Annotated in this window: 18 protein-coding genes and 3 pseudogenes; 12 read left to right on the top strand and 9 right to left on the bottom strand. The window is 40.6% G+C overall.

The annotated features are described in order from the left end of the window. Positions 1-216 precede the first annotated feature (216 nt). The 3 genes and pseudogenes from B9T62_RS23200 to B9T62_RS41860 all read left to right on the top strand — a co-directional run. Positions 217-1,608, top strand: a complete 1,392-nt coding sequence (locus tag B9T62_RS23200; RefSeq protein ID WP_211296348.1) for a radical SAM/SPASM domain-containing protein — start codon at positions 217-219, stop codon at positions 1,606-1,608. 214 nt (positions 1,609-1,822) lie between these two features. Further along, positions 1,823-3,283 (top strand): methyl-accepting chemotaxis protein, encoded by a 1,461-nt coding sequence (locus B9T62_RS23195; protein WP_087917462.1) that lies wholly within the window; start codon positions 1,823-1,825, stop codon positions 3,281-3,283. 442 nt (positions 3,284-3,725) lie between these two features. Continuing rightward, positions 3,726-3,956: pseudogene (locus B9T62_RS41860) on the top strand (IS1634 family transposase); the annotation flags it as partial. Positions 3,957-4,084: 128 nt separating this feature from the next. Here B9T62_RS41860 and B9T62_RS40845 read toward each other — a convergent pair. Then, a pseudogene (locus B9T62_RS40845) lies at positions 4,085-4,264 on the bottom strand (transcriptional regulator); the annotation flags it as partial. Between the two features lie 357 nt (positions 4,265-4,621). On the opposite strand from B9T62_RS40845, the gene B9T62_RS23180 reads away from it, so the two are divergent. Beyond that, positions 4,622-4,942 carry a carbohydrate-binding protein gene (locus B9T62_RS23180; protein ID WP_157793980.1) on the top strand — a complete coding sequence of 107 codons (321 nt, stop codon included), beginning with the start codon at positions 4,622-4,624 and terminating at the stop codon, positions 4,940-4,942. A 330-nt stretch (positions 4,943-5,272) separates the two neighbouring features. Here the strand turns inward: B9T62_RS23180 and B9T62_RS23175 are convergent, their stop codons facing one another. Further along, complete coding sequence (locus B9T62_RS23175) at positions 5,273-6,466, bottom strand: transposase (RefSeq protein WP_076114670.1); 1,194 nt, start codon at positions 6,464-6,466, stop codon at positions 5,273-5,275. Positions 6,467-6,799: 333 nt separating this feature from the next. On the opposite strand from B9T62_RS23175, the gene B9T62_RS23170 reads away from it, so the two are divergent. The 3 genes from B9T62_RS23170 to B9T62_RS23160 all read left to right on the top strand — a co-directional run bounded on the left by B9T62_RS23170 (position 6,800) and on the right by B9T62_RS23160 (position 8,560). Next, complete coding sequence (locus B9T62_RS23170; RefSeq protein ID WP_087917460.1) at positions 6,800-7,336, top strand: transcriptional regulator NfxB; 537 nt, start codon at positions 6,800-6,802, stop codon at positions 7,334-7,336. Between the two features lie 111 nt (positions 7,337-7,447). Beyond that, positions 7,448-8,329, top strand: a complete 882-nt coding sequence (locus B9T62_RS23165; protein WP_342746199.1) for an NAD(P)-dependent oxidoreductase — start codon at positions 7,448-7,450, stop codon at positions 8,327-8,329. Positions 8,330-8,353: 24 nt separating this feature from the next. Next, complete coding sequence (locus tag B9T62_RS23160; RefSeq protein ID WP_087917458.1) at positions 8,354-8,560, top strand: hypothetical protein; 207 nt, start codon at positions 8,354-8,356, stop codon at positions 8,558-8,560. Between the two features lie 503 nt (positions 8,561-9,063). On the opposite strand, the pseudogene B9T62_RS40840 reads toward B9T62_RS23160, so the two are convergent. The 7 genes and pseudogenes from B9T62_RS40840 to B9T62_RS39395 all read right to left on the bottom strand — a co-directional run. Further along, a pseudogene (locus tag B9T62_RS40840) lies at positions 9,064-9,436 on the bottom strand (transposase); the annotation flags it as partial. 1,077 nt (positions 9,437-10,513) lie between these two features. Continuing rightward, a complete protein-coding gene (locus B9T62_RS23150; RefSeq protein ID WP_245864006.1) occupies positions 10,514-11,041 on the bottom strand; it encodes a hypothetical protein in 528 nt (175 codons plus the stop codon). Positions 11,042-11,093: 52 nt separating this feature from the next. Further along, positions 11,094-11,726, bottom strand: coding sequence for a hypothetical protein (locus tag B9T62_RS23145; RefSeq protein ID WP_087917456.1), 633 nt, complete (start codon positions 11,724-11,726; stop codon positions 11,094-11,096). A 73-nt stretch (positions 11,727-11,799) separates the two neighbouring features. Next, on the bottom strand, positions 11,800-12,564 hold the full coding sequence (locus tag B9T62_RS23140; RefSeq protein ID WP_087917455.1) for a hypothetical protein: 765 nt from the start codon (positions 12,562-12,564) through the stop codon (positions 11,800-11,802). Next, complete coding sequence (locus B9T62_RS23135) at positions 12,557-13,468, bottom strand: ATP-binding cassette domain-containing protein (protein WP_087917454.1); 912 nt, start codon at positions 13,466-13,468, stop codon at positions 12,557-12,559. The genes B9T62_RS23140 and B9T62_RS23135 overlap by 8 nt, the downstream gene beginning before the upstream one ends. Before the next feature lie 229 nt (positions 13,469-13,697). After that, positions 13,698-13,949 carry a hypothetical protein gene (locus tag B9T62_RS23130; RefSeq protein ID WP_087917453.1) on the bottom strand — a complete coding sequence of 84 codons (252 nt, stop codon included), beginning with the start codon at positions 13,947-13,949 and terminating at the stop codon, positions 13,698-13,700. Between the two features lie 197 nt (positions 13,950-14,146). Continuing rightward, entirely contained in the window at positions 14,147-14,299 is a 153-nt protein-coding gene (locus B9T62_RS39395) for a hypothetical protein (protein WP_157793979.1), read from the bottom strand. A 413-nt stretch (positions 14,300-14,712) separates the two neighbouring features. On the opposite strand from B9T62_RS39395, the gene B9T62_RS23125 reads away from it, so the two are divergent. The 5 genes from B9T62_RS23125 to B9T62_RS23105 all read left to right on the top strand — a co-directional run bounded on the left by B9T62_RS23125 (position 14,713) and on the right by B9T62_RS23105 (position 22,138). After that, the gene (locus B9T62_RS23125) at positions 14,713-15,696 is read left to right on the top strand and encodes an ABC transporter permease (protein WP_087917452.1); all 984 of its coding nucleotides are present in this window, start codon (positions 14,713-14,715) and stop codon (positions 15,694-15,696) included. 9 nt (positions 15,697-15,705) lie between these two features. Continuing rightward, a complete protein-coding gene (locus B9T62_RS23120) occupies positions 15,706-16,599 on the top strand; it encodes a carbohydrate ABC transporter permease (protein WP_087917451.1) in 894 nt (297 codons plus the stop codon). A gap of 77 nt (positions 16,600-16,676) precedes the next feature. Beyond that, on the top strand, positions 16,677-18,185 hold the full coding sequence (locus B9T62_RS23115; RefSeq protein ID WP_087917450.1) for a DUF3502 domain-containing protein: 1,509 nt from the start codon (positions 16,677-16,679) through the stop codon (positions 18,183-18,185). Positions 18,186-18,309: 124 nt separating this feature from the next. Then, positions 18,310-20,628, top strand: a complete 2,319-nt coding sequence (locus tag B9T62_RS23110) for an AraC family transcriptional regulator (protein ID WP_087917449.1) — start codon at positions 18,310-18,312, stop codon at positions 20,626-20,628. Positions 20,629-20,644: 16 nt separating this feature from the next. Continuing rightward, positions 20,645-22,138 carry a glycoside hydrolase family 43 protein gene (locus B9T62_RS23105; RefSeq protein WP_087917448.1) on the top strand — a complete coding sequence of 498 codons (1,494 nt, stop codon included), beginning with the start codon at positions 20,645-20,647 and terminating at the stop codon, positions 22,136-22,138. Positions 22,139-23,431 lie beyond the last annotated feature (1,293 nt).

The following is a 23,431-nucleotide window of genomic DNA, read 5'->3' as shown; positions in this document are numbered from 1 at the left end:
CAACTTTTAAACATCCTTTAAGCATAATAAAGAAGCTTTATATGACAGAGCAAACTACAAAAGGAGGGGGGATATAGATGGGAAACACTGTAGCAATCGTTTTAGTGATTGCAGTCGTCATTGTTATTATCGGGACCATTGTCATCAGTAAGCGGCGTAAGAAATAATCACCTGGCAGCATAGTATATTTTAGTCGTAGAAGAGAAAGGAACAAATATGATGAAACTAAAAGAAAAAGCCCAGGCTTTTGCTCTGAACCAGGCGATGAACTATATTTCAGGCAACCCAGAGAAGAACCTGCCCAAGCTGCTTTCTTTAATGGAAGATATGGGTTGGGGCAGAAATTCCGCTGCGTTCACTTCTCAAAAGGAACTTTTTCATGATATTCTTGACCATCCTGATAACATCTGGCATCAGTATCTAATGGGACTATGGAGGGATATTGACAACGACATTCTAAAAACCCTTTTCCGCAATTTCGTGTTGAATGCAAGTCTCATTGGAGGGCCCAAGCAGAAGGCAGCGCGTGAGCAATACGATTGCAATATTCCATGGGCGATTCTAATGGATCCCACCTCCGCATGTAATCTGCAATGCACCGGGTGTTGGGCGGCTGAGTACGGGCACATGCTGAATATGTCATATGAAACACTTGATGACATCGTTAGTCAGGGCAAGGCATTAGGGACTCATTTCTATCTTTTTTCCGGTGGTGAGCCGTTGGTGCGAAAAGCAGACATCATCCGCTTGTGTGAAGCACATCCAGACTGTCAGTTCCTTTCTTTCACTAACGGTACTTTAATCAACGAAGACTTTGCAGACGAGATGCTGCGGGTTGGAAACTTTATTCCTGCTATCAGTGTAGAAGGCTTTGAAGACGACACCGATTTCCGCCGTGGAGATGGGACCTTTAAGCAGGTAGAACGAGCAATGGCAATTCTGAAGGCCAGACGCCTACCATTTGGTATCTCCTGTTGCTATACGGAAAAAAATACTGAAATTATTGGGTCTGAGGCATATTTCGACCAAATGATCGAATGGGGTGCCAAATTCTGCTGGTTCTTTACGTATATGCCTGTCGGCACCGGAGCTGTTCCCGAGTTGATGGCCACTGCGGACCAACGTGCATTCATGTATCACCAGATCCGTAAATTCCGCAAAACCAAACCTTTGTTTACCCTGGATTTCTGGAATGACGGAGAATATGCCGGTGGCTGCATCGCGGGGGGAAGAAGATATTTACATATCAATGCAAACGGGGATATGGAGCCTTGCGCATTCATACATTATTCTGATTCGAATATCCATACCAAAACGTTGCTGGAAGCATTGCAGGCGCCACTATTTATGGCTTATAAAGAACGCCAGCCGTTTAATGGAAATCTCCTGCGTCCTTGTCCATTGCTGGACAATCCAGATGCACTCGTTGATATCATTGAGACTTCCGGTGCGCATTCTACCGATCTGGAGAATCCGGAAAATGTGCTTGGGCTTTCAGATAAATGTAGAAGCGCTGCAGCTCATTGGGCCCCTGTGGCAGATAAACTGTGGGGATGTCAAGATGGCTGTGCTGGTTGTGGAACCCATGAACCATTGTCAGCGCTATGAATGGACTATTAGATAATCTTAAACATTCAATTAGTTAAGGAGGGGCTAAATTTATATCTGAGCAATTTGAAGCTTAGAGTGTAGTGCATGTTTTCCAACATGCACTTTTTTGCTGTTATTTAACAATTCTCAAACAATTGTTAAACAATTAAAGAGTAAAATCGCATGACTACTAGATGTGTAAACCAAAGACAGTTTAATTGGAGGAATTTGAATGAATGATAGTTTTTTGAAGACCAATGCAGCAAAAGTAAACAAGATTATTGCAAGTATTCTATGGCTCACTTTGATCGCATTCGCAAGCAGCTTCTTTCTTGGTAGCAATCAGGTTTATTTTGAAGGGGTTATCTCACTTTTGTTGGAACTGCTGCTTGCCACCTGGTTTATTTACAGAAAGAAACCCGCCTTACGGACAACAATCATTTTAGTAATTGCTATTTTAACCAGTACAATTCCTTATATTGAAACTCCTGCTGCAGGCATGCTGATAATGGTCGTGCTATGTGTGATTTCCCTATATGTAAATAGAATTTTGTTATATGGCTTCGGAGGGTTGTACAATATTGCTTATATCGTAATTTATTACTCTAGGCATCAGCAATTTGATGTTAACTTTTTTATGACTATAGGTTTTATTGAACTTACTATTGTAGCTTTATATTTTGTTTGTAAACGAAGTGCTGATTTAATTCATTTATCCACACGTAAAGAAGCCGAAGCGAAAGAACTTTTGGGAGCGGTGAATAACATGGTAGGCGTTATTCACGAAAACACTACCTCGTTAAATCTGGACATTGCTAATTGCAATAATGATATGGGAGTTTTAAAAGATATTAGTAATACGATAACGGCGAATATACAAGAAGTAGCGGGGGGGATTATTGACCAATCGGATAGCATTACACATATCAATGAAATGATGCATACAGCAGATGTGAAAATGTCCGAAATTAATCAACTGTCACAAAGTATGGCGGACACTTCTGAAAACACCGGCCAAGTGGTTCTCCAAAGCTCGGACAGGATTCAGCAAATGGGACAACAAATGAATATTATTAATTCGGCGGTAAAAGATTCATTAAATACGGTCGAAGAGTTAAACCAGAGCATGGATGATGTAAATACATTTTTGTCGGCGATCAAACAGATTTCGGATCAGACTAACCTGCTGGCCCTGAACGCTAATATTGAAGCTGCGCGGGCGGGCGAAGCCGGAGCAGGATTTGCTGTCGTCGCTAATGAAGTCCAAAAGCTGGCCCGACAATGCCTCAATACGGTCAGTCAAATCGACTTAATTATTCATAATATCAAGAGTAAAACACGGCTTGTGGTTGAAAAGGCGAATACTGGAAACACTGCGGTTAAAGAGGGCGAATTGATCACCCTGCAAGTACTGGAAAGCTTTGAGAATATCAGGATTGCTTTTCAACGTATTGATCAATACATTGCAAATGAGTTGGATATGACCGATCATGTGAGTTCGATTTTTTCTCTAGTACGAGAACAAGTTGAGAATATCTCCGGTATCGCACAAAAACATGCTGCGTCAACAGAAGAAATGCTGGCCACAACAGAAGAGCAAGAAAAAAACATTGATACCATTTATAAATTTATTGGCAGTATCAACAATTCCAGTATTAGGTTGCAAGAATTAATTGAAGAACGGAATAAGTAAGATTGCGTGATTTCATAGACTAAGGTTGTTTTAAAAGACACCTTAATAACTTTTGACAGCTTCGCGATTATTCATCGGGAAGCTGTCATTTTGTACGCTTAGCATGGGCATCATCTCTAGGGCGAAAGTTCCGAACGGGTGCTGGCAAGCGCCTACCGTTCCAAGAGCAAGGGTATCTACCACGAGGTGAAATCTGTAGGAAGCCGGTGGCAAAAGCACGGTCTGAGGTACAAAAATCTCAATTTAGGAGGTTGCAGTCGGTTGAGTCGCTCATACCACCTGCATTCCCGCGAAATTATAACGAGGATAGAGGAGAAACCTTGAAACGACGCGGTTTTTCCTCAATACTATTTTCCAATTTTACCCATTCCACGTTATAATTATAACGTGGAATGGGTAGATCATATGCCGCTTATCTATCTATAAAACAAGAAGAACGGGATATTGGGCTTACGATACGACCACTCTATCCAGCTAATCGGAAGGCTTGAAACAGGTGAAATACGGAAAGAACAAAGAACACGATCCGCTTCCGCAAATGAATCTGGCCCTTCTCTTTGGCGAACAGTCCAATCTGTCCGTTTACTACCGCAAGTTGCCGGGAAATATTTCGGATGTGCAGAAACAACTATTCCAGCGCTATACGATGCAGGGGCTGCTCGATGAACTCGATGTGATTGAGTGTTATGAACGCCCGGGGCATGAGCTGCAATTCGGTGAGATCACTAAACGCCAGATTGAACTTTACGATGCGCTGGGAGTTCCTTCGCCTACCTCGTTATAATTTGACCGGGAATTTAGGATATAAGCCAAATCCAGATAACGGTAGCCGTTATTGAAATCTCGTACCTCCCACTCCGGAAACAGATGATCCAAATTTCCGATTGCCGGGAACCATACCGTGCGAAGGAACTCAACTGTTCCATGGCCTAATCCTTTGCTGAGTAACTCCTTTCTCCTGTGGTTGCACTCATTCTCCAGATTACTAACTAACTATTCCTCGTACTGCTGCTTAAATCGCGGCATCCCATGCTCCTCCTTGAACGCTCAACTGAATATTAATTTTCTCCGCAAAAAAGCTGCCTTAATACACAACCCCTCCTTGAAAAAAACACGGATGGGTGGAGCATTAAAAGCGGCGTGTGCTTCACAACCTATTTTTCTTATTGTAACGCGAACTAAAAAGTGAATTCAATTTATTTTACAATCTATTATAGGTGGATAGTGTTAGGTAGTTATACTTATTCAAGCGTTAATTCACATACCAAATTGCTGGTGAAAGATCCGAGTGGCGAAACTTCTCCCGGTGTTTGGCGAGAAAGCATCGCTTCTGGCGGGATGAAGATCGTAAACATCAAGAACGCCAATGATTATGCCCAGTATACAGTAAACGTGCCGGAGGCGGGATTTTATGCGCTGTCCGTGCGCAATGCCAACGGCTCACCCAATGCGGCGGATGCCTCCCATTTCTTTTCGGTCAACGGCAGTTCCGGCGCAAATTTGAACATCGTCTATTCCGGCTCGAATCGTTGGGGAGCCTCCACGGCGAAAGTCAATCTTAAGAAAGGCGACAACATCATCCGCTTCTCGAAGGGAACAACCTTGCCGAAATCGACAGTATGGATATATTCAAGCTTGATATGTCGGGAATTTTATTGAATCTCCGGGGTACACGCTGGGGTTGGGTGAAACCCGCAGTTTGCCCCTGTATACGGTCAAAGAAAAAGGATTTATTCATTCTTGAATGTAAGTCACTATAATTTATACGACAAGCCAGAACCAGTTGGACAAGCTGTTGAAAAATTGGACGTTTTCTATAAAGAAATCTTTAAAACTCATAAAATAATTTACAGTTTTATTTAAAATCGAGCATTTTGCATAATTCATATTTCGATTGAGAGTCCATGGTTAGGCCACAGCGAAATCTCAGTGTTGTGAGAGCGGAGCGATAAATGGACAGACGGGCAGAATTTCAATGAATTTGAAATTTCAAGCGGCGTTTTGGACTCGTTGCTTGACGATGGCAAGTGCAGAGGCAAGTAACACAATCGCATTCAAATATTGGTGTGTTGTCACTTTTTGAATCCCCCAGACGTGAAGCTGGTCTGCAGTTAAATAGGTCTTCATTCGAGAGTTGCAGCGTTCTACACTGGTTCGTTTATTGTAAAGTTCCTTCCAGCCTCGGCTTTCCCGATGCGGCAACGCGTAACGCCGGAGATCCGTTTGACTGTTGATTTTAACCACCATTCCATAATTGGACGACGAACAAGTGACCATACCCAAAGGACAATCCACTTGACCTGTCGCATGTGGACAACGAAATTTCAAATGTACCTTTTCCTGTCCCCAATACGTCATAGGAAATCCCATCGAACAACAAGGCGTGCCTTTGCGGGTGATCCCCGCTGGCGGTTCCTTTTCATTTCGTGGATTCAGCGGAATAATGGCTTGCGCCTTGACGTTCCGGGCCGCCTCGTAGTTTTTCATTTGGTCGTAGCCCGCATCCAGCATGAAGAATTTCACTTTGGATTTTGCAGCGACAATCGTCATGAGTGCAGGCCCTTCGTCTCCGTCGTTCACATGGGCAGGAGTCACCTGGAGCACCATAGGAAGTTCACTCTTGGCATCGACGGCCAGATGCAGCTTATAGCCAAACCACTTGACTTTGTTGCCGAAGGTGTCGAACTTTGCACCCCAGTTGGCATGGCCAGTGAGCTCGCTTTTTCGCTTGGGTTCTTTTTTCTCGTAGGCGTGAATGGCTGCGCTGTCGATGGCGACATGAGTGCCGTCGATGATTCCAGCTTCTTGGCACTGAGCCACAAGATCCTCAAACAACTGCTTGGCAAGGCTTTTGCGAGTCAACTCGGCAAAAACCCGGCTTAACGTGGAAATTGAAGGGGCGGGGATGTCCAGCCGAAGTCCACATTGGTAACGGAAACGAAGGTCAAACTCCAGTCTGCGCGCTAGGCCGGTGAACGTATCGATGTTCTCTAAGGGAGCCGCGAGTAATGCGCGAAGAATGCCTTGACGGCAGTGCCCGTCCGCTCCTCGGGGTGAAGGATTTCTCAATTGTCTCGCGTAAGGTCGCAGGTCCAGTGCGCTGAAAAAGATGGGCAATCGCTCTTTTGATTCGATTTTTTGAAGCTCCTCAAAGGAAAATAGACTTTCTTGGAGAATATACAAAGGGGACTTCCTCCTCTTGAGTGTTTTGGTGTCGTTACCAAAAAACTTCTCCAAGTTGGGGTGAAGTCCTTTTTTATGCTCAAAATCTCTTTGTGTACCAAGGGCTTAGATTAATGCAAAATGCTCAATCACAAAAAATGTATTATATAAATACTTTATAAGGGGTGCGGCCAACTAAACCGACAAAACCCACTCTTATGAATAAAACAATCTTTGATACATTATTGACTCATGTGAGTTGATGCGGTATCCTATTATTAGATGAGACAAAATAGTATCATCTAAAGATATAATATCTTGAATTGAATACTATTAAAGAAAGGAGAATACAAAATGGGATTAAGTTACAATGAAGATGAATTGCTAAAGCTGCTTGCTATTGCTATTGTTAATAGCCCAAGAAGTACAATTAAAGAATTAGCAGAAGCTTCTGGCATAAGTAAGGCAACCTTACATCGCTTTTGTGGAACAAGAGGAAATCTTGAAGTAATGTTAAATAAGAAAGCTAATGATGTTATTGATAATATTCTCTTAGTATTAGATTCTGAAATCACAGATTATAGAGAAGGGTTAAAACAAATCATTCTGATTCATTATGAAAATAAGGAATTTTTACGTTTTATGTGTGGAGCAACCTGTGATGATGGAATAGAGAACTGGTCATTTTATTTTAAGGCGCTGGACAACTTTTTTTTAAAGGGACAAAAGCAAGGAACTTTTAAAATTGAAATCAGTGTTTCTACCCTAAGTGAAATTTTTGTTGCACTAATTTGTGGAATGATTGATGGCGAAAATAGAGGTAGAATTGCATCAGCAGGAGCTGCTGAGTTATTTGAAAACTTTTTCTTATACGGAGCTGTCAATAAATAATATTTTTATAAAAAGATTAGATATCAACAATCTTTTGTAAATAGAGGATAATACCTCTATGTATAAATTACATTTGAGCCTAAGGCTTATACTCAGTAGAATAAAAAATATATTTATAGTGGGAGAATTAATTATATGAAAATTGCGATTTTAGGAACAGGGCTTATGGGAAGTGCTATGGGTGAGGCTATTATAAATGCAGGACACCAACTTATTGTTTATAACAGAACACCTGAAAGAACAAAACCACTTGTGGAAAAAGGTGCTAAAGCAGTGTTTACAGCTGCACAGGCAATAAGCGAAGCTGATGCAACTATTATAGTATTGCTTGATGGTGTAGCTGTAAAAAACTTACTTTTGAACGAAGAAACTTTGGCAGTTGTAAACAACAAAAAAATTATCAGCGCTGCATCAAGTACAGTAGATGAGATTATAGAAATTGCAGTGGTTGTTGCACAGCATGGTGGACAATTTGCTGAAATGAGTATGCAAGCTTATGCAAATGCATTACGTACAGCAACTGGCACATTTGTTGTGGGATGTAATGCAGAGGACGAAAAATTTTGGGTGGAAACTTTGTCAAGCTTTAGTGGAGGAGCACAACGTGTAGGTGAAATTGGAGACGCAACAAAGATAGAGTCTGTTGCGCTAGTTGGATCTATGATTTCAATGATAAATGTTGGATATTCTACTGCTGTGGCTCAAAAGTTAGGACTTGCACCAGAAGTATATGAACCAATTATAAATATGATGGTACCTTCTGCAGCTTATGTATTGCCTAAGATGATTACTCATGATTACAATGAAATAGTTGGTTCTATTGAAAGCTATGTAAGTGGATTAACTACATTAATTGATATTGTAAAGTCAAAAGGAATGCCAACAGAAGTCTTAGAGGAAATGAAAAAGCTTTTTGAAAAAGCTACAACTGGTGGTTACGCACAAAAGGACCGTGCAGCTGTGCTTGAAGTAATTCTTAATCCAAGAAACTAATAATTTCTAGGAGGAGTAGAATAAATGAAACTAAATAAAAAAATAAAAGCACTACGGAGACCATGGTGTAGGAAATCGAAGACTAAAAGTATTGTTTCGGTTGTACTTGGACATTCCAACAACAATGAACTTGTTTTAAGAACTTTTGATATAGCACACAAGACATATCCAGAGGTCAAACCACTTTTTCATAGTGATCGTGGTTTCCAAGTTCGACAAGAAGTCGCATGATATAAAGCTCACAAGACAATGTGGAAATCCGAGTAGCCTAAAACTGGGGTAACTGCTAGGGTAAGAAAGCTATGGAGAACGTAAAGTGAATCACCGTAGGAATCGTTACGCTGGAGGAAGCGAAATAGGCTGAAACGCTTCGACCAAAAGGGTAAGTAGTCAAGCAAGGGCGGACTGGAAAACCATGCGAATGGATAGCGAACTCCCGGTTTAAAGGTGGCTCCTAAGGCTTTCGCAATTATGTATCATGCGGAACTTGGTAAACCCTATATGCTCCTCATGAAAATGAGGTATGGATAAAAAAGCGAATGCTACTTTTGTAATGAAATCAGATAAGGGTTCAAGCTTTGCCCCAACTTGAAAGAGTGCTGACTTATCCTGTGGTATTTCTTGGCAAGGAAGGATGGTAAACCTAAAAAATGACACCAACCATAAGCTTTGATTGGTGTCATAGATTTGGAATTGTCAAGAAAAGAAAAACTAGACACAAAGTTAAGTGAATTTTATGAATTCAACTCCTTAAATTGGGCAGGGGAAAGATACCCCAGAGAGGAATGCATTCTCTTGGTATTGTAATATAATTCAATATATTTAAAGATTTCTTGCTGAGCTTGCTCAGGTGTTTCGAAATGAGCATCCTGAACGAGCTCCTTTTTATTGTTCTATAAAATGATTCCATTAAGGCATTATCATATGGATTACCTTTCCTACTGACACTTGATATTGCTCCATGTAAACGTAGTAATGTCTGAAAGTTGCCACGATAAGACCTTCTTTCGGACGTTCCCTGCCGTAAGCCTGCATAAATGCATCCATTACAAGGGCGTCCTTCATGTTCCGGCCCATAGACCATCCAGATACTTTACGGGAATAAATGCAGTATTATTGAGGAAAAACCGCGTCGTTTCAAGGTTTCTCCTCTATCCTCGTTATAATTTCGCGGGAATGCAGGATACATAGCAAAATCCAAAATGCCAAGAGCTGTAGCTGTAAACTTGGGTGGCACGGAGGAAAGATGACTTACTTATCTGGGGCAGTATTCCAGATAAGTAAGAAAAAACCTGTAACCGTAGACGGGAGGCTATACTGAACTGGCAGGTGTCAGCTGAAACCATAGTAAGTAAACTGTTGCAATAGCCTACGGAAGGGCTGATCTGAAAGGGGAGTGGAAACCAGTGCTTTCGAAGGGTATGACCAGGTGAGGGTCGATTCGTAAGCTATGCGGATGAATGCAACCACTAGTGCTCGGCGTTCTCGAATGGGGCCTGTTTCCTGATGGGAAACTCACGAAGAGACGTGTGGGAAATGTCCCGGAACCTAAATAATACCCTTCCAACCTCCTGTTGGGGAGCGAAAGGGCTAAAAAAATTGTTCTTTGGAACCGCCGTATACGAACCCGTATATGCGGTGGTGTGAGCGGGTTTGTCGCCACCTCCTACTCAATTTCATTCAAAGCACATTAATATGTACTTAAGATAAATAAACAAATCGAGTAGACACAGCAGTAGGATTCCTTGATCATTTTAACATCATTTTCCGTGGGTTCCCTCCTCTGATAGCTCACTTCTCTAAGATAGATTTGAGAAGTAAACCTGATCTCTTACGACTCATAGGATTAAGTAATACAACTCGTTATAATGAACCTCCCAGAAAGGAGATAAACACCAAGGATTAACATGGCGATGCCGATTAAAGAATTGATTATATGTGATACGACGTTAGTTACGGTACTTCGATCTTGATAATCTATCAGGTAACGATCAAGTAACGATCAAGTAATTTCTTAATATATATCACCTCCTTTCTGTTTCGTTGATATTATTTACGCTTGTTTTTAATGACAGCACCTATAATTACAACAACAACCACAACAATAATTGCAACGATGATAATAGTTTTCATTTCCCTACCTTCTTTCATTATATTGTGATTTTTGGATTATTATGCAATAAATTATTCTGTCAGTAGAGCGTTGGCCTTATCGAATGTCCAAAAGATTTCGTCATATTTCTGATTAATAAGAGGCACCAACCTGTTCATTTTCCTCTTGCGGTTACCCCAATAGTGAAAAATAGGGATAATCCAGCAGGCCAAACCGGAAACACTGAGGATTAATGAAAGAGGTAGCACTTCAACTCGATAAGTAAACACAGATCCAGCTAGTGAAACTGTGCCAATAACACTCATAAGATAGGCGCCAACGACAGCGCCGGTAGCTTTGGAACTTTCCATTGTTTCGATTTCCGACATGCAGACCTCAAACTGGCGTTGAAGTTGGATCAGCTCGTCTTTATTACGAATATTGCAATCGCGCTTGAACTTCATTATTACCGAACCAAGGTTACTAATTGTATTCGAAGTTTCCTCCAACACCCAGCCAAAAATGGTATACCCATCCGTATAGACCGACTCCATACTGCATTTTACAATGACATTTTGGTAATCATATCCAATGAAGCTGGTTTCGTTTTTTGTAGCCATAGTAATGATGAATCCTCCTTATTTAACAAGACCATCTTACAGTTGAAGTATTTTAATGCTTTTCGGCATGAATAAGTGTATTTGCCTTTTTGCATGTTTCATAGATAATGTCGTACTGGTTCTCAATCAGCGGTGTAACTTTCTTTGTAGTCCTACCCTTTACAGCCTTGCGAATGAAATAGGAGAGAAACCATCCGGCAAACCCGGGAATTGCCATCAGAATGCTAAGCGGAATCATACTTTCCAGATAGCTGAACACCGAGGTAGCCATGAACACTGTACCGATTAGACCAACAAGGTAAGCTACAGCAGTAGAGTTGATACGCTTGGACTTCTCAAGTTTGTCGATCTCTAATGCAGAGAATTCAAATCGTGACTGCAATTGATTCAGCTCGCTTTTATTGAGAATAGCTCTATCACGCTTGAACTTCAGTTCGACCTTGTTTTCGGATTTGTGGTCAAGGACCATTTTTGCAAAAGGGCTGCCAGGGAAGATCGCGAGAGGTGCCATCATAAGACGTAGAGGCCCCCATATATGCTTTTCAATTGCGGGTTCACTTTTTTCCAGCTTCCAGCCGAAAGTCTCGTATCCATCACTCCATAAAGCTGCCATACTCCAACGGGCAATTATATTTTTGTACTCAAATCCCCAAAAACTCTTTTCTAGTTTCTGTACTTCACTCATACGGCAGGCTCCTTCTCGTATATTTTAGTTGAGTTTTTCTTCATTCAAGATGGCGATCTTACATATACTCCTCTTACACGTCCTTCGTCATCAGCACTTTCTTGCTTAGAACACAGCATGCTGCCATCCATACAATGCTAGTAAGCAACACTTGCAGAAATACTATCCCACTGAAGGTGAGTGTGGGGAGTTGGGATGAGCCGGAAATCGTGAACGAGAGAAGAGAGGAAAGGAAGTCTAAATTGAAATTGTCTGCAAAGAGAGTAATACCCATGGTCAGACCACCAGTTGCCACTAAAAATCCGGCAATAATGCCAACCGTGGTGCTGCGTGTAAGCAGGTTGATCAGCAGAATAAGGGCAATGAATGCGCAGGATACGATCCATTTTTGAACAATGAATAAAATCAAACCGGTAACGCCGCCTGCTAAAATAATTCCATTTCCTGATACTGTAAGAGCGAGAAGTGCTTCTATGGAATAAAGCACAAGCATCAGCGCACTTGTTACCATCATGGAAAGCATTTTTCCGCCGATATAGTCCCATGGGTTGGCATGAGCTGTGAAAATATTCTTTGCAAAACCGCTGGAATAGTCTCGACACACGAATAGCGTTAAGATAATACCTAACAGAATAAAAATCACACCGGTACCCATGGATGCATTGAGGAAGTCTTCTTCTCCAGAAGAACCAGAAGCGCCGAGAAGGAGTTCTATACTAACGTTATCGCCTCCGCTGATTACCTGTGAAACGGCCATAATTAATAGGAAGGCTAGGGAGACATACAACACCTTTGAATGTAAAAGCCTGTGCAGATCCATCCTCATAATATTACGCACTACAATCGCCCCCCATCAGGTTAAGAAAATATTCTTCCAGGTCTTGCTGATGAAGAAAGATTTCCTGTACCGAGAAGCCGTTTATGGAGAGTAGCTTGTTAACAGCAGCGGTATCCTTCAAACCAAATATGTGTATTTCATCATTCGGGCTAATCGTACATTCTTCCGGGTGTAGCTGTTCCATAATCAGTGCCGCTGCTTCTCTGTTATTTGGCACTTTAACATACAGGAAATCGCGGCGGTTATCAGCTAACTCCTGGGAGGAGATCTGTTGGATGAGCTTTCCTTCTTTGATAATGCCGTAATGTGTTGCGATTTTACTAAGCTCACCAAGAATATGCGAACTAATGAAGATCGTTATACCCAATTCTTGATTCAATCTGGCAATGACCTGTCTCAGATCCATGATCCCTTCCGGATCAAGACCATTTATCGGTTCATCAAGGACTAATAATTCCGGTTGGCCAAGCATAGCGATTGCGATACCGAGCCTCTGCTTCATGCCAAGAGACAAATTTTTCGCTTTTTTTCTCGCCGACTTGCCAAGTCCTACGAGTTCCAGACTTTCTACAGCTTTCTTTCTGGGATGATGGACTCCAATGCTGAGTCCCTGCAGGACAAGATTCTCATATGCCGACATGTTCGGATATACTCCGGGCTGCTCAATTAACGTTCCAATCTTGCTGCGTACCTGTGTATCAAGTACAGGCTTTCCGAATAGTTGGATTTCACCCGCAGAGGGTTGAATTAAACCACAAACCATCTTCTGTGTGGTAGACTTTCCGGATCCGTTCCGGCCAATGAAGCCATAGATGGCTCCCTTGGGAACAACAATGTCTAGATTATCTACTACATTTTTTGTACCATACCGCTTGCATAAACCGGTTGCTCGTATAGCTTCCATATGTTCCTCCTTGAAATTATGACTAATACGTCAAAATTTATAATCAGCTTTGCTTCATTTGATGATTCTATCTTATCGATGAATTATTAAAGAGTTGCTTATGAAGTGTTTGAGAAATATTAATAACTCCATTCACTCAGGAATAAAAAACTGAAGCAAACTCTGTGACCAGAAGCAATAAAAAAGAGGAGTCCCCAATGGACTCCTCTTTTAAACGTATCTATCATTGTTAAACGTGTGATTTTTCTTTCTCCAGTTCTTTAATCCTTCTTTCTAAACTGATGTATTCAGCCTTAGACGGAACGTTAAACATATGAAGTCCCTTTTGGATTTTTCCGTCCACCACTCCTTTAAACGCAGCTTTTTCTTGTTCACCTTTGGTCATGAACTGATGTTCATCAATCCAGTCCTTTGTTTTTTCACGGGATACGGATACTACACCAAATCCAAAAGTGACAGCCTTCTTTAGTGTTGAGATCATTGTAATCTCCTCCTGTTAAATGATTTAAGATTTCAAATGTCCACTGTCATCAGGTGGAACGAAATTTAAATTGCGGCCTCAATGTGTTGTCTCATATTAAGTTAATGACAGTGAACTATTTGTTGCCTTAATAATGCCGTGAAGTTGTATCTTTATTGTTTGGAAAGTGTTTGTGAAATATTAAATGTCTTCAAAGCTTATCCTAATTTATCAACGACTTGTTCCAATTTTAGTATAAAGCAAATAATCCAGAAGTAAGAAATGATAGTCATAATTGACACAGTCATGATCAAAACAGATAGAGCGAGAGTACCGAACAGCCGTTTTGCTAAAAAAGCGATAGTTTCCATCTATCGACTCCTCCTTTTATTACCATGTTCATGTATAAAGTTCTATTTCTAATAGATAGATTTAGCTCCGTTAGTCGTGGGAACTCATGATTCATTCTCTTTTACGATGCTCATTCTACATAACATATGTTTATAAATTGTTTGTACTTTCAGGAACACTCGGGAATTGATCTCCGTATACTTGGGAATTTAGATATCATTGTCGAGAATTTTCTTATATAAAGAACAAATCAATCAAATCTTTCGGGATCTTTATACTTTATTTAATGCCGATCCTATGTTTTTTAAGCCATCATAAATACTTATTGTTTATTTCAGTATCTCTCATCTGTATATTGAACATGTCAGAAGTCGTGGTAGCGCTTACTTAACATGATTGCTACAACTACCATATAGTTCAAAGGGGGGAAGTCATGGTGGAAGAAACCAACGTGGAAAAATCTGTGAGTAGAGGCCTGATGTCTATGAAACCAACGATTTGGAAAAAAATGAAAGGGGATATTACTAAATACGGACCACTATATATTTTAGCATTGCCAGGTGTACTTTTTTTGCTTTTGTTTTCGTACTTCCCAATGTCTGGACTCATTCTGGTTTTTAAAAATTACAATTTTAAAGATGGAATTTTTGGGAGTCCATGGGCTGGATTCGATAACTTCAAGTTTTTTTATTCTAGTCTGGATTTGGCGATAAGAGCGACTCGCAACACTGTTATGCTTAATATTCTGTTTTTTGTGTTTACGACCGTTGCAGCAATTGCCGTTGCTATCATGCTAAACGAGATCCGTAGTAAATTAACTATTAAGGTGACACAGAGTGCCTTGTTCATACCATTTTTTATTTCTTGGGTGGTTATAGGTTCAGTACTTTTCGCGATGCTGGATTATAAAAATGGCTTGTTTAACCAAATATTCGAGCAAATTGGCCTCAACCCGATTGATTGGTATTCGAATCCATATCTTTGGATTCCTATATTGGTGATCGCTAGTATATGGAAAGGGATGGGGTATAACTCTATTATTTATTATGCAATATTAACAGGATTTGATAATTCTATATATGAAGCCGCTAAAATCGATGGAGCAAGCAGGATGCAGCAAATATTCAAAATAACGATACCGCTGTTAAAACCAACGATAATTATGTTGTTTCTGCTTGCGGTCGGGAACATGTTGAAAGGTGACCTCAGCATGATTATGGGGTTAACTTATCTCAATCCCCTTCTGCTTCCGGTCACGGATATTATCGATGTATTTGTCTATAGAACTGCTGTTAAAACAGGTGAATTCGCTTTTTCATCCGCCATTTCACTTTACCAGTCTGTAGTTGGACTTCTTTTAATACTAGGAGCTAACAAAATTGCCGGGTGGTACGACAAGGATAGCAAACTTTTTTAGGAGGGCTGCATGATGAGCGAAACGTTCAGGGATAGAGTTGTACTATCATTAATGAAATTTTTGTTATTTGCACTTGCAATTGTATGCTTACTGCCGATTGTACTTGCTATATCTGCATCGTTTTCAAGCGAGACAGCTATCGCCATGAATGGTTTTTCTTTATGGCCAAGGGATCCAACCCTGGAAACCTATCGTTTTATATTGTCGGATAAGCTAGGAGTTATTGCAAAGGCATACGGTGTCACCATTTTCGTTACTCTTGTAGGAACTATAATTTCAGTAGCCGTCACCACCTGCTATGCCTATGCAATATCGGTTAATCATTTTAAAAACGGCAACAGACTGGCTTTCTTCGCATACTTTACTATCTTGTTTAACGGGGGCATGTTGCCCTGGTATATCTTGACCACCAAGTACTATCATCTGAACGATACACTGACCGGATTATTTGTTCCTTATTTAATGAATGTGTTCTTCATGTACTTACAGCGGAACTATTTCAAGTCGATTCCAGCAGAAATCACTGAATCTGCGCAAATCGATGGTGCAGGATATTTTAGGATCTTTTTAACAATCATGGTACCTCTATCGAAGGTAAGTCTTGTGACCATTAGTTTATTCTATGCGGTCCAATACTGGAATGATTTTTACCTTCCGCTCATGCTTACAAGTGATAAAGATTTATATACGCTCCAATACATGATTTACAACATGTTATCAAACATTGCGTATTTAGCCACCAGCTCGGATAAGAGTATGCTGACAAACGCTAATCTCGTACCACCTTTAGAAACGGCGAAAATGGCGATGACCTGTTTGACTATAGGTCCAATTGTGCTGCTTTTCCCATTTTTGCAGAAGTATTTTGTGAAAGGCATATTGATTGGATCTGTGAAAGGGTAATGGAGTAACTTTGCAGCATGTAAGAAAAGAGGAAGAGCATTAAAAATATTAATTATATGAGGGGAGATTAGCTACTTATGTTAAAAAAAATATGTGCATTTGTTTTACTCGTTGCGATGATCGTTGCGCTAACAGCCTGTACCGGTAAGAATAACAGTAACGTTTCTATAGAGGAAGTATCGGATCTTGCTCCAGGTGTGCCGAAGGATCCCGCTAAATTGAAAATTGTGTACTACGGTGAGGAATCGGGTAGAATGAGTGATTTTCTCGCAAACGAAGTTAAGGAACTCGTCAAAAAAGAGCTTAATGCTGAATTGGAACTGGAGTATCTGCCTTGGAGTGAATATGGAACAGGCAAAACGGACATGATGCTTGCCTCCGGTGAAGATTTTGCCTCTTACACAGATATAGCTATGATAAGCAAAAAAGTGGCTAAGGGATTCTATACGGATTTGACTCCGTATGTTGATCAATATGCTCCCGACCTAAAGAACAACGTGGAATCTTTGTCTTTTGACGCCTTTAAATTAGAGGGCAAACAGTATGCAATTCCGGTGGGCAACAAGCCCAATGCCGGTGAATTTTATTCCATACTTGTCAGACAGGATTTGCTTGAAGAAGTTGGTATGAAAGATATTACTTCATTAGATGATTTGGAAAAGTTCTATGAGTTAGTTATTGTGAAGCATCCGGAGATGATCGGCTTTGCTGAAACAGGTCTGCAGTATGCCCTCAGCTATACGTATTCTGACAAAAATTTGATGTGGCTGGATACGCGGGTTGTCTCTGATGCTTCCGCAAATGACGATAAGCTGTGGAGCTGGTACGAGTCTCCTGAGTACAAAGCTTACAGTGATATTATGCATCGATGGTATCAGAAGGGGATCATCCCCAAATATGCGCCGACAAATCCTAATCAGTTGATGGCGGATTGGCAAGCGGGTAAAGCCATGTGGAAAGCCGGAAATGCTCTGATGCCGATTGAAAACTACCAAAGTATAGTTAAAGCGGTGCCAACCGCAAAGCTTGCAAATTATTTTATGGGAAGAGGAGACCGTCCGCTAATTAGCCGGGGAACTTATAGTACGGCCTACTTCGTATCGGCAAACGCTAAAAATCCTGAACGATACGTCATGTTCTTTAACCTGCTTCAAAAAAATCAGGAATTATATGATCTGTTTACCTATGGGGTTAAGGATAAGGATTACTCCACAGACGAGAATGGAAGAGTAGAGCGTATTAGTACTGATCCTTTATTTGATGATTGGATGCTAATGAATGTTAACTTTATGCGGTTTAGCAAAGACGTTCCTGATGAATTTATAGAGTCCTATAAACATTGGAACGATGGATCGATCCTGAAGAAAGATATCGGGTTTGTATTTAACGTAGAGCCGGTTAAAACAGAAGCTGCTAAGATCAGTGCGGTTGAAACAGAATTGATTAACCCGATCGGGTCAGGTTTCGTAAGTTATGAGGAGCATTTCCCGAATGCTTTAAAGAAGTTGAAAGAGGCGGGTATCGACAAATACATGGAGGAGTATCAAAAACAGTTTACGGCCTGGTATGCCGCGAAGAGCAAGTAACATGAAGAAAATGGCAAGGGTAGCTATTTTCATAGTTGCCCTTGTTATTGCATGATTTCATTATTATCTCTAATATTAGAGAAGGATTGTTTACTCCTGGTATGCGCAGAAGAGGGTGGGGTTAATGGGTAAAGGGGTTGCATTAATCCATAAGTTTAAAAAACGAGATATAATAAAAAAGCGTTCGTTATATTACCAATTTTTTCTCAGCTTGCTGTTAGTTTCTCTCTGCTCTGTAATGATATTGACCATCTTTTACTTCTACTGGTTCCAGGCAAAAGCTATATCTAGTAGAGAGAAAATTAATAAATCCACACTGCTTAATACCGAGAGTGTATTCGAGAGCTATGTGGAATTTGCACAGAACTATGCTATGGAACTATACAATAACCCTGATATTGAGGCCACAATTCTCTCAGGTAATATCGATTGGAGTGAAAGGTTACAGACTTCTGTAGAGCAAATTAATCGCAATCTTCGAATCAATAAATATATCAACGCAGTTTATATTTTTAATCACGACGGTCTTGTTTTTAATGTGGAAAATAAACCGGTGACAGATGAAGCAAAAGCAAGCATGTTTCAGTACATTCAAAGGACAGGCGTGAAGAATTCCCCTGTTTTTTGGGAGCTAAAAGCTCGTTCAAATGGTGAAGATTTGAATACAATGACTGTCTTTTTCAGGGATTATATAAAGGGCGATATTTTTGATGGGGTTGCCGTAAATGTTCATCTAAACGAGTTGCAGCACAGAATATTTTCCCGGCAAACTGTTGGCTGGCAAAGCCTCTTTATTCTTGATAGTAAGGGGAATGTCATCATGCAAGGAGGGTCCTCCCAGGTTGTGCAAGCGAGAGCCGTACATGCAGCGTTGGAAGGAAAGCTTTCACCGGATATAACATATGATTCCTTTACGTCAATAATTGATGGGGAAGATTATATATTTTCCTATGCCGCGATAAGGAATGGAAAATATTATATTGTTTTGAAAGAAGCCTCCAACCTTTCTATGAGTGAGTTTATAAAGACAAGAAATATTATGCTTTCATTATGCGCAGCACTGGTTCTGGTTATAACAGCTGTGTCCATGCAGCTCTCGTACCGACTCTATCGGCCGATTGGGCATATGTTTCTAAGCATTCGGAAACTGGCCGATCACCTTGTGGATAAGAATGTGAACCGGAATGAATTAGAATCCATAGATGATACGATAGCTAATGTTGAGTTACGCATTAGCGCTCTTGGGCAGGAGATCGACAGCAATACGGTTATAAAATTTTTGATTTCGCCTACTGAAGGTAGTGAAAAGCTGCCGGGAGACCTCCTGGAAAGGAGTGGGATAATCCGTGCCGCAGGGGTACCCTATTGTGTAATTCTGTTGCGAATTCATCAGTATAAAGCTTGGATAGACGGAGTAGATGCGGATACAGTTATTTATAGAATGAATTCTATATGTACTGTACTCAGCGATGGTCTTGAGGGAACAGTATATTGCTCTTCCTTACAGACAACAGAAGGTCATATTGCACTCATTGTAAGTGAACTGTGTGGAGGAGTTCCACTGTATGATATAGACCTGGTGGCTATCATAGCGGACAAACAGAATAATATAAATGAAGCATTCCGGTTAAATTTTGTGGGCGGAATCAGTTCGATATCTGACAACGAAAGTGAATTGAAGATCAAATACAACGAGGCGCTTGATCTTTTGAAATTTCGAATCGTGTACGATATAAATACAATCATTCAGGCGGATATTTTAAGGTATACCATACAGAGTAACATTCCGGATGATGTTATTGATGCGGTAGTGGATGCTGTGAAAAAAGGGGATTTGGTGCAATATCAAGCTTCTCTCAATCAGATGTTCCAGATAAGCCATGAGTATACTATTTCTGTAATTGTTAAAGCATTTTCCAGGTTAATCGCAGCCATAGAACAGATCATGAATGATGTAATAGTCGGAAAAACGCCTACGCAGCATATAAATTTGCTTGATATTTACAATCGAGTTTGCAATCTGGATTGCTATGACGATTTACGTAGCTGGATAGATGAATTGTTCAGCAGTACATCCGAAGTCATTCTAAATGCAACTACAAAGAAGACGCTTAACATTATTACCGATGCCATTGATTATGTGAACTCACATTATCATGATCCACAACTTTCAGTCCAAAATATGGCAGTCAAACTGACGATAAGCATACCTTATTTCAGTAAACTGTTCAATGACTATACTGGCAGTAGCTTCCCTGATTATGTCAATAACATAAGACTAGAGCGGGCCATGGAACTTCTTATTAAAGAAAGAAGCTTAGAAATAGGAGAGGTTGCTGGTCGGGTTGGGTATAATAGCAGCACATATTTCACAACATTATTTAAGAAGAAATTCGGAGTTACACCTTCAAAATATCGATTAATGAATATGTTAGAAAAGTAGAAAGAGGGAGATTACATTGAAATACAACAATCCAGTTATTTCGGGTTTTTATCCAGATCCAAGTGTTTGCAGAGTAGGGGGAGATTATTATCTAGTGAATAGCTCCTTTGCATATTTCCCAGGAATACCAATCTGGCACAGCAAGGATCTTATGCATTGGCGCCAAATCGGCTATTGTCTGACACGTGAAAACCAGCTTCCATTAGAGAAGTCAGTGGTATCTGGTGGAGTATGGGCTCCGACTCTCCGTTATCACAACGGGATGTTCTACATGGTAACGACGAATGAAGACTACGGTGGCCACTTTTATGTCTGGACAAATGATCCAGCAGGCGAATGGTCGGATCCAATTTTTGTTGATCAAGAGGGAATTGACCCTTCGTTGTTTTTTGATGAGGATGGCAAAGTGTACTTTACAAGCACGGGTAACGAATCAGGAATGGGGATCTATCAGTGTGAGATTGACATTATAAACGGAACAAAACGAAGTGAATCGCGGTTAATATGGACTGGGACAGGAGGCAAGTTCCCGGAAGGACCACATCTTTACAAACGAGACGGTTATTATTATTTGATGTGTGCGGAAGGAGGAACAGAATATGGCCACATGGAAACCATTGCAAGAGGGACAACACCTTATGGTCCGTTTGAGACTGGGCCTCGCAATCCGATTTTGTCGCACCGAAGTCTAGGCCATCCGATACAAGCTACAGGCCATGCAGATTTAGTCGAAGCACACGATGGCAGCTGGTGGGCAGTATTCCTTGGAATCCGCCCGGTAGGTTATCCTAACCGTCATCATCTGGGCAGAGAAACGTTCCTGGCTCCGGTTCGTTGGAGTGAAGATGGATGGCCGATGATTGGGAATAACGGAACTGTGGAATTAGAGATAGAGGCAGACACACTACCGACGATGTTATGGGATAATGCTCCAGAAACAGATCATTTTGATGAGCCGGACTTAAAGATGCACTGGAACTTCCTTCGCAGCGGCCAAAAGGTAGTTTGGTCTCTAATTGAACGGACAGGTTGGTTGGCATTACATGGATGCAGCGTTCGACTCTGTGAAAGAGGAACACCTGCAATGATTGCCCGGAGACAGCAGCAATGGGCTTGTGATGTTTCCGTTAGAATGGAATATAATCCCGAAGAAGGCGACGAAGCGGGACTTACTGTTTTTATGGATGATAGGCATCATTTTGAGATCGGATTGACTCGGATTGAGGGCAACCAAGTGGTTACACTGAAAAGACAGGTTGGAAGTATACAGGATGAGAAGTGTTCGCTACCTTTTGAAGGGACAGTCATTAACCTAAGAATTAAGGCATTTCCTGAAAAGTATATGTTCTATTATGAAGGGGCGGACCGAGAATGGAACCTGCTTGGTGAAGCTGAAACCTATTTGGTATCGACTGAAGTGGCTGGCGGATTTACAGGGGTATTTTTTGGAATGTATAATTATTCTGCAAACGGAACAACGGCTTATTTCGATTGGTTCCATTATAAGTGAAAAATAAACAAAAAATTTACGTAATGGTTAATTTGACCAGTTTTTTGATATTGTATTCGATTTGTGGTAAGGCGTTATATCTGTGTAACGGATAGGTAACCACGAATGGAAATGTATGGGCAGCATTTGGATTGTTCTAACTGATGTAGAGATCCATTGTTGGATGCAGAAATTCATGATTTGTTCCAGTTATTGTTCTGTAGTGAAGCTGAGAACATATTTTAAATTTTCAAGGAGTTTTTACCTGTTTCATATCCTCTGGTGATAAAGTCTTTTTCTTTTTAAGAAGCATGTATATACCTAAAAGAAAAACCAAATACTGCATCCCATCCCGAACAATACGCTAGAGCTGATAGCATTGGAGGAATTCTCCATCATCAGCAGAGTGTATTGAGTTACCACAATGGAAACTATTGCATCTGTAAAGCTAATGATTTTTAGTGATGAAATAATAGGGCCTTTCAGTTTTCGGTTAGCAAAGGTTCCGTTAATGGCAAACCCAAGCTTGGTGAAAGCAATAGTCGCTAGTAGATATACAATGTAACCTTTGTAAATGATGGCATCACCGACAACATACATCCTCAGACAAACTTATAAATAGGAGAAGCCTAGAAGGCAAAGAAAAATTCCACTTCGCTGATATATCAAAAACTCCATATCATATCTTTGTTTAGGATCTTCAATGCGCTTGGCCAATGCATATTTATGGAGTGCCTAACCCCTTGCCGCACAAAGGATTAAGTAATACAGTGCGTTTATTATGAACCATCCGGAGAGGAAATACACACCGAGGATTAGCTTGCCGGTGCCGATCAAGCCGTTGATGATAAGTGATGTAACATTTGTAATGGCTGTTCGGTCTTGATAATCTACCAAGTAGCGGTCAAGTAATTCCTTAATGAATATCTCCTCCTTTCCCCTCAAGTTATATTATTTTTTGCGCATGCCCTTAATTGCAGCACCGATAATTACAGCAACAACTACAACGATAATAATAACAATAATTGCGGTTTTCATTTTTTCACCTCCTTTCGTATTTAGACAAGAGCTTAATAAATCTGATTCAGCGAGTTCTCCAATCTCATTTGATAAACCTATTTTATCGATGGATTATTAAAGAGTTGCTTATGAAGTGTTTGAGAAATATTAATAACTCCATTAATTCAGTAATACAAGGCTAACCAAAACGCTATGAACAGAACAAAAAGAGGAGTCCCAAAGCGGTCTCCTCTTCTAAAATATCTATAGTTGGTACAAAGATTTAATGTTCACTTTCATCAGGTGTAAATAAAA

This window comes from Paenibacillus donghaensis (assembly GCF_002192415.1).
In the GTDB taxonomy this organism is placed as follows: Bacteria; Bacillota; Bacilli; order Paenibacillales; family Paenibacillaceae; genus Paenibacillus_AQ; species Paenibacillus_AQ donghaensis.
Note: the sequence above shows the minus strand (reverse complement) of the source record. Positions and strands in the feature narration are given on the sequence as shown.

Excerpts from the sequence above, each read along its gene's own strand:
- B9T62_RS23200 (WP_211296348.1), top strand. The coding sequence starts at position 217 with ATGATGAAACTAAAAGAAAAAGCCCAGGCTTTTGCTCTGAACCAGGCG.
- B9T62_RS23195 (WP_087917462.1), top strand. The coding sequence starts at position 1,823 with ATGAATGATAGTTTTTTGAAGACCAATGCAGCAAAAGTAAACAAGATT.
- B9T62_RS23180 (WP_157793980.1), top strand. The coding sequence starts at position 4,622 with ATGAAGATCGTAAACATCAAGAACGCCAATGATTATGCCCAGTATACA.
- B9T62_RS23170 (WP_087917460.1), top strand. The coding sequence starts at position 6,800 with ATGGGATTAAGTTACAATGAAGATGAATTGCTAAAGCTGCTTGCTATT.
- B9T62_RS23160 (WP_087917458.1), top strand. The coding sequence starts at position 8,354 with ATGAAACTAAATAAAAAAATAAAAGCACTACGGAGACCATGGTGTAGG.
- B9T62_RS23150 (WP_245864006.1), bottom strand. The coding sequence starts at position 11,041 with ATGGCTACAAAAAACGAAACCAGCTTCATTGGATATGATTACCAAAAT.
- B9T62_RS23145 (WP_087917456.1), bottom strand. The coding sequence starts at position 11,726 with ATGAGTGAAGTACAGAAACTAGAAAAGAGTTTTTGGGGATTTGAGTAC.
- B9T62_RS23135 (WP_087917454.1), bottom strand. The coding sequence starts at position 13,468 with ATGGAAGCTATACGAGCAACCGGTTTATGCAAGCGGTATGGTACAAAA.
- B9T62_RS23130 (WP_087917453.1), bottom strand. The coding sequence starts at position 13,949 with ATGATCTCAACACTAAAGAAGGCTGTCACTTTTGGATTTGGTGTAGTA.
- B9T62_RS39395 (WP_157793979.1), bottom strand. The coding sequence starts at position 14,299 with ATGGAAACTATCGCTTTTTTAGCAAAACGGCTGTTCGGTACTCTCGCT.
- B9T62_RS23125 (WP_087917452.1), top strand. The coding sequence starts at position 14,713 with ATGGTGGAAGAAACCAACGTGGAAAAATCTGTGAGTAGAGGCCTGATG.
- B9T62_RS23120 (WP_087917451.1), top strand. The coding sequence starts at position 15,706 with ATGATGAGCGAAACGTTCAGGGATAGAGTTGTACTATCATTAATGAAA.
- B9T62_RS23115 (WP_087917450.1), top strand. The coding sequence starts at position 16,677 with ATGTTAAAAAAAATATGTGCATTTGTTTTACTCGTTGCGATGATCGTT.
- B9T62_RS23110 (WP_087917449.1), top strand. The coding sequence starts at position 18,310 with ATGGGTAAAGGGGTTGCATTAATCCATAAGTTTAAAAAACGAGATATA.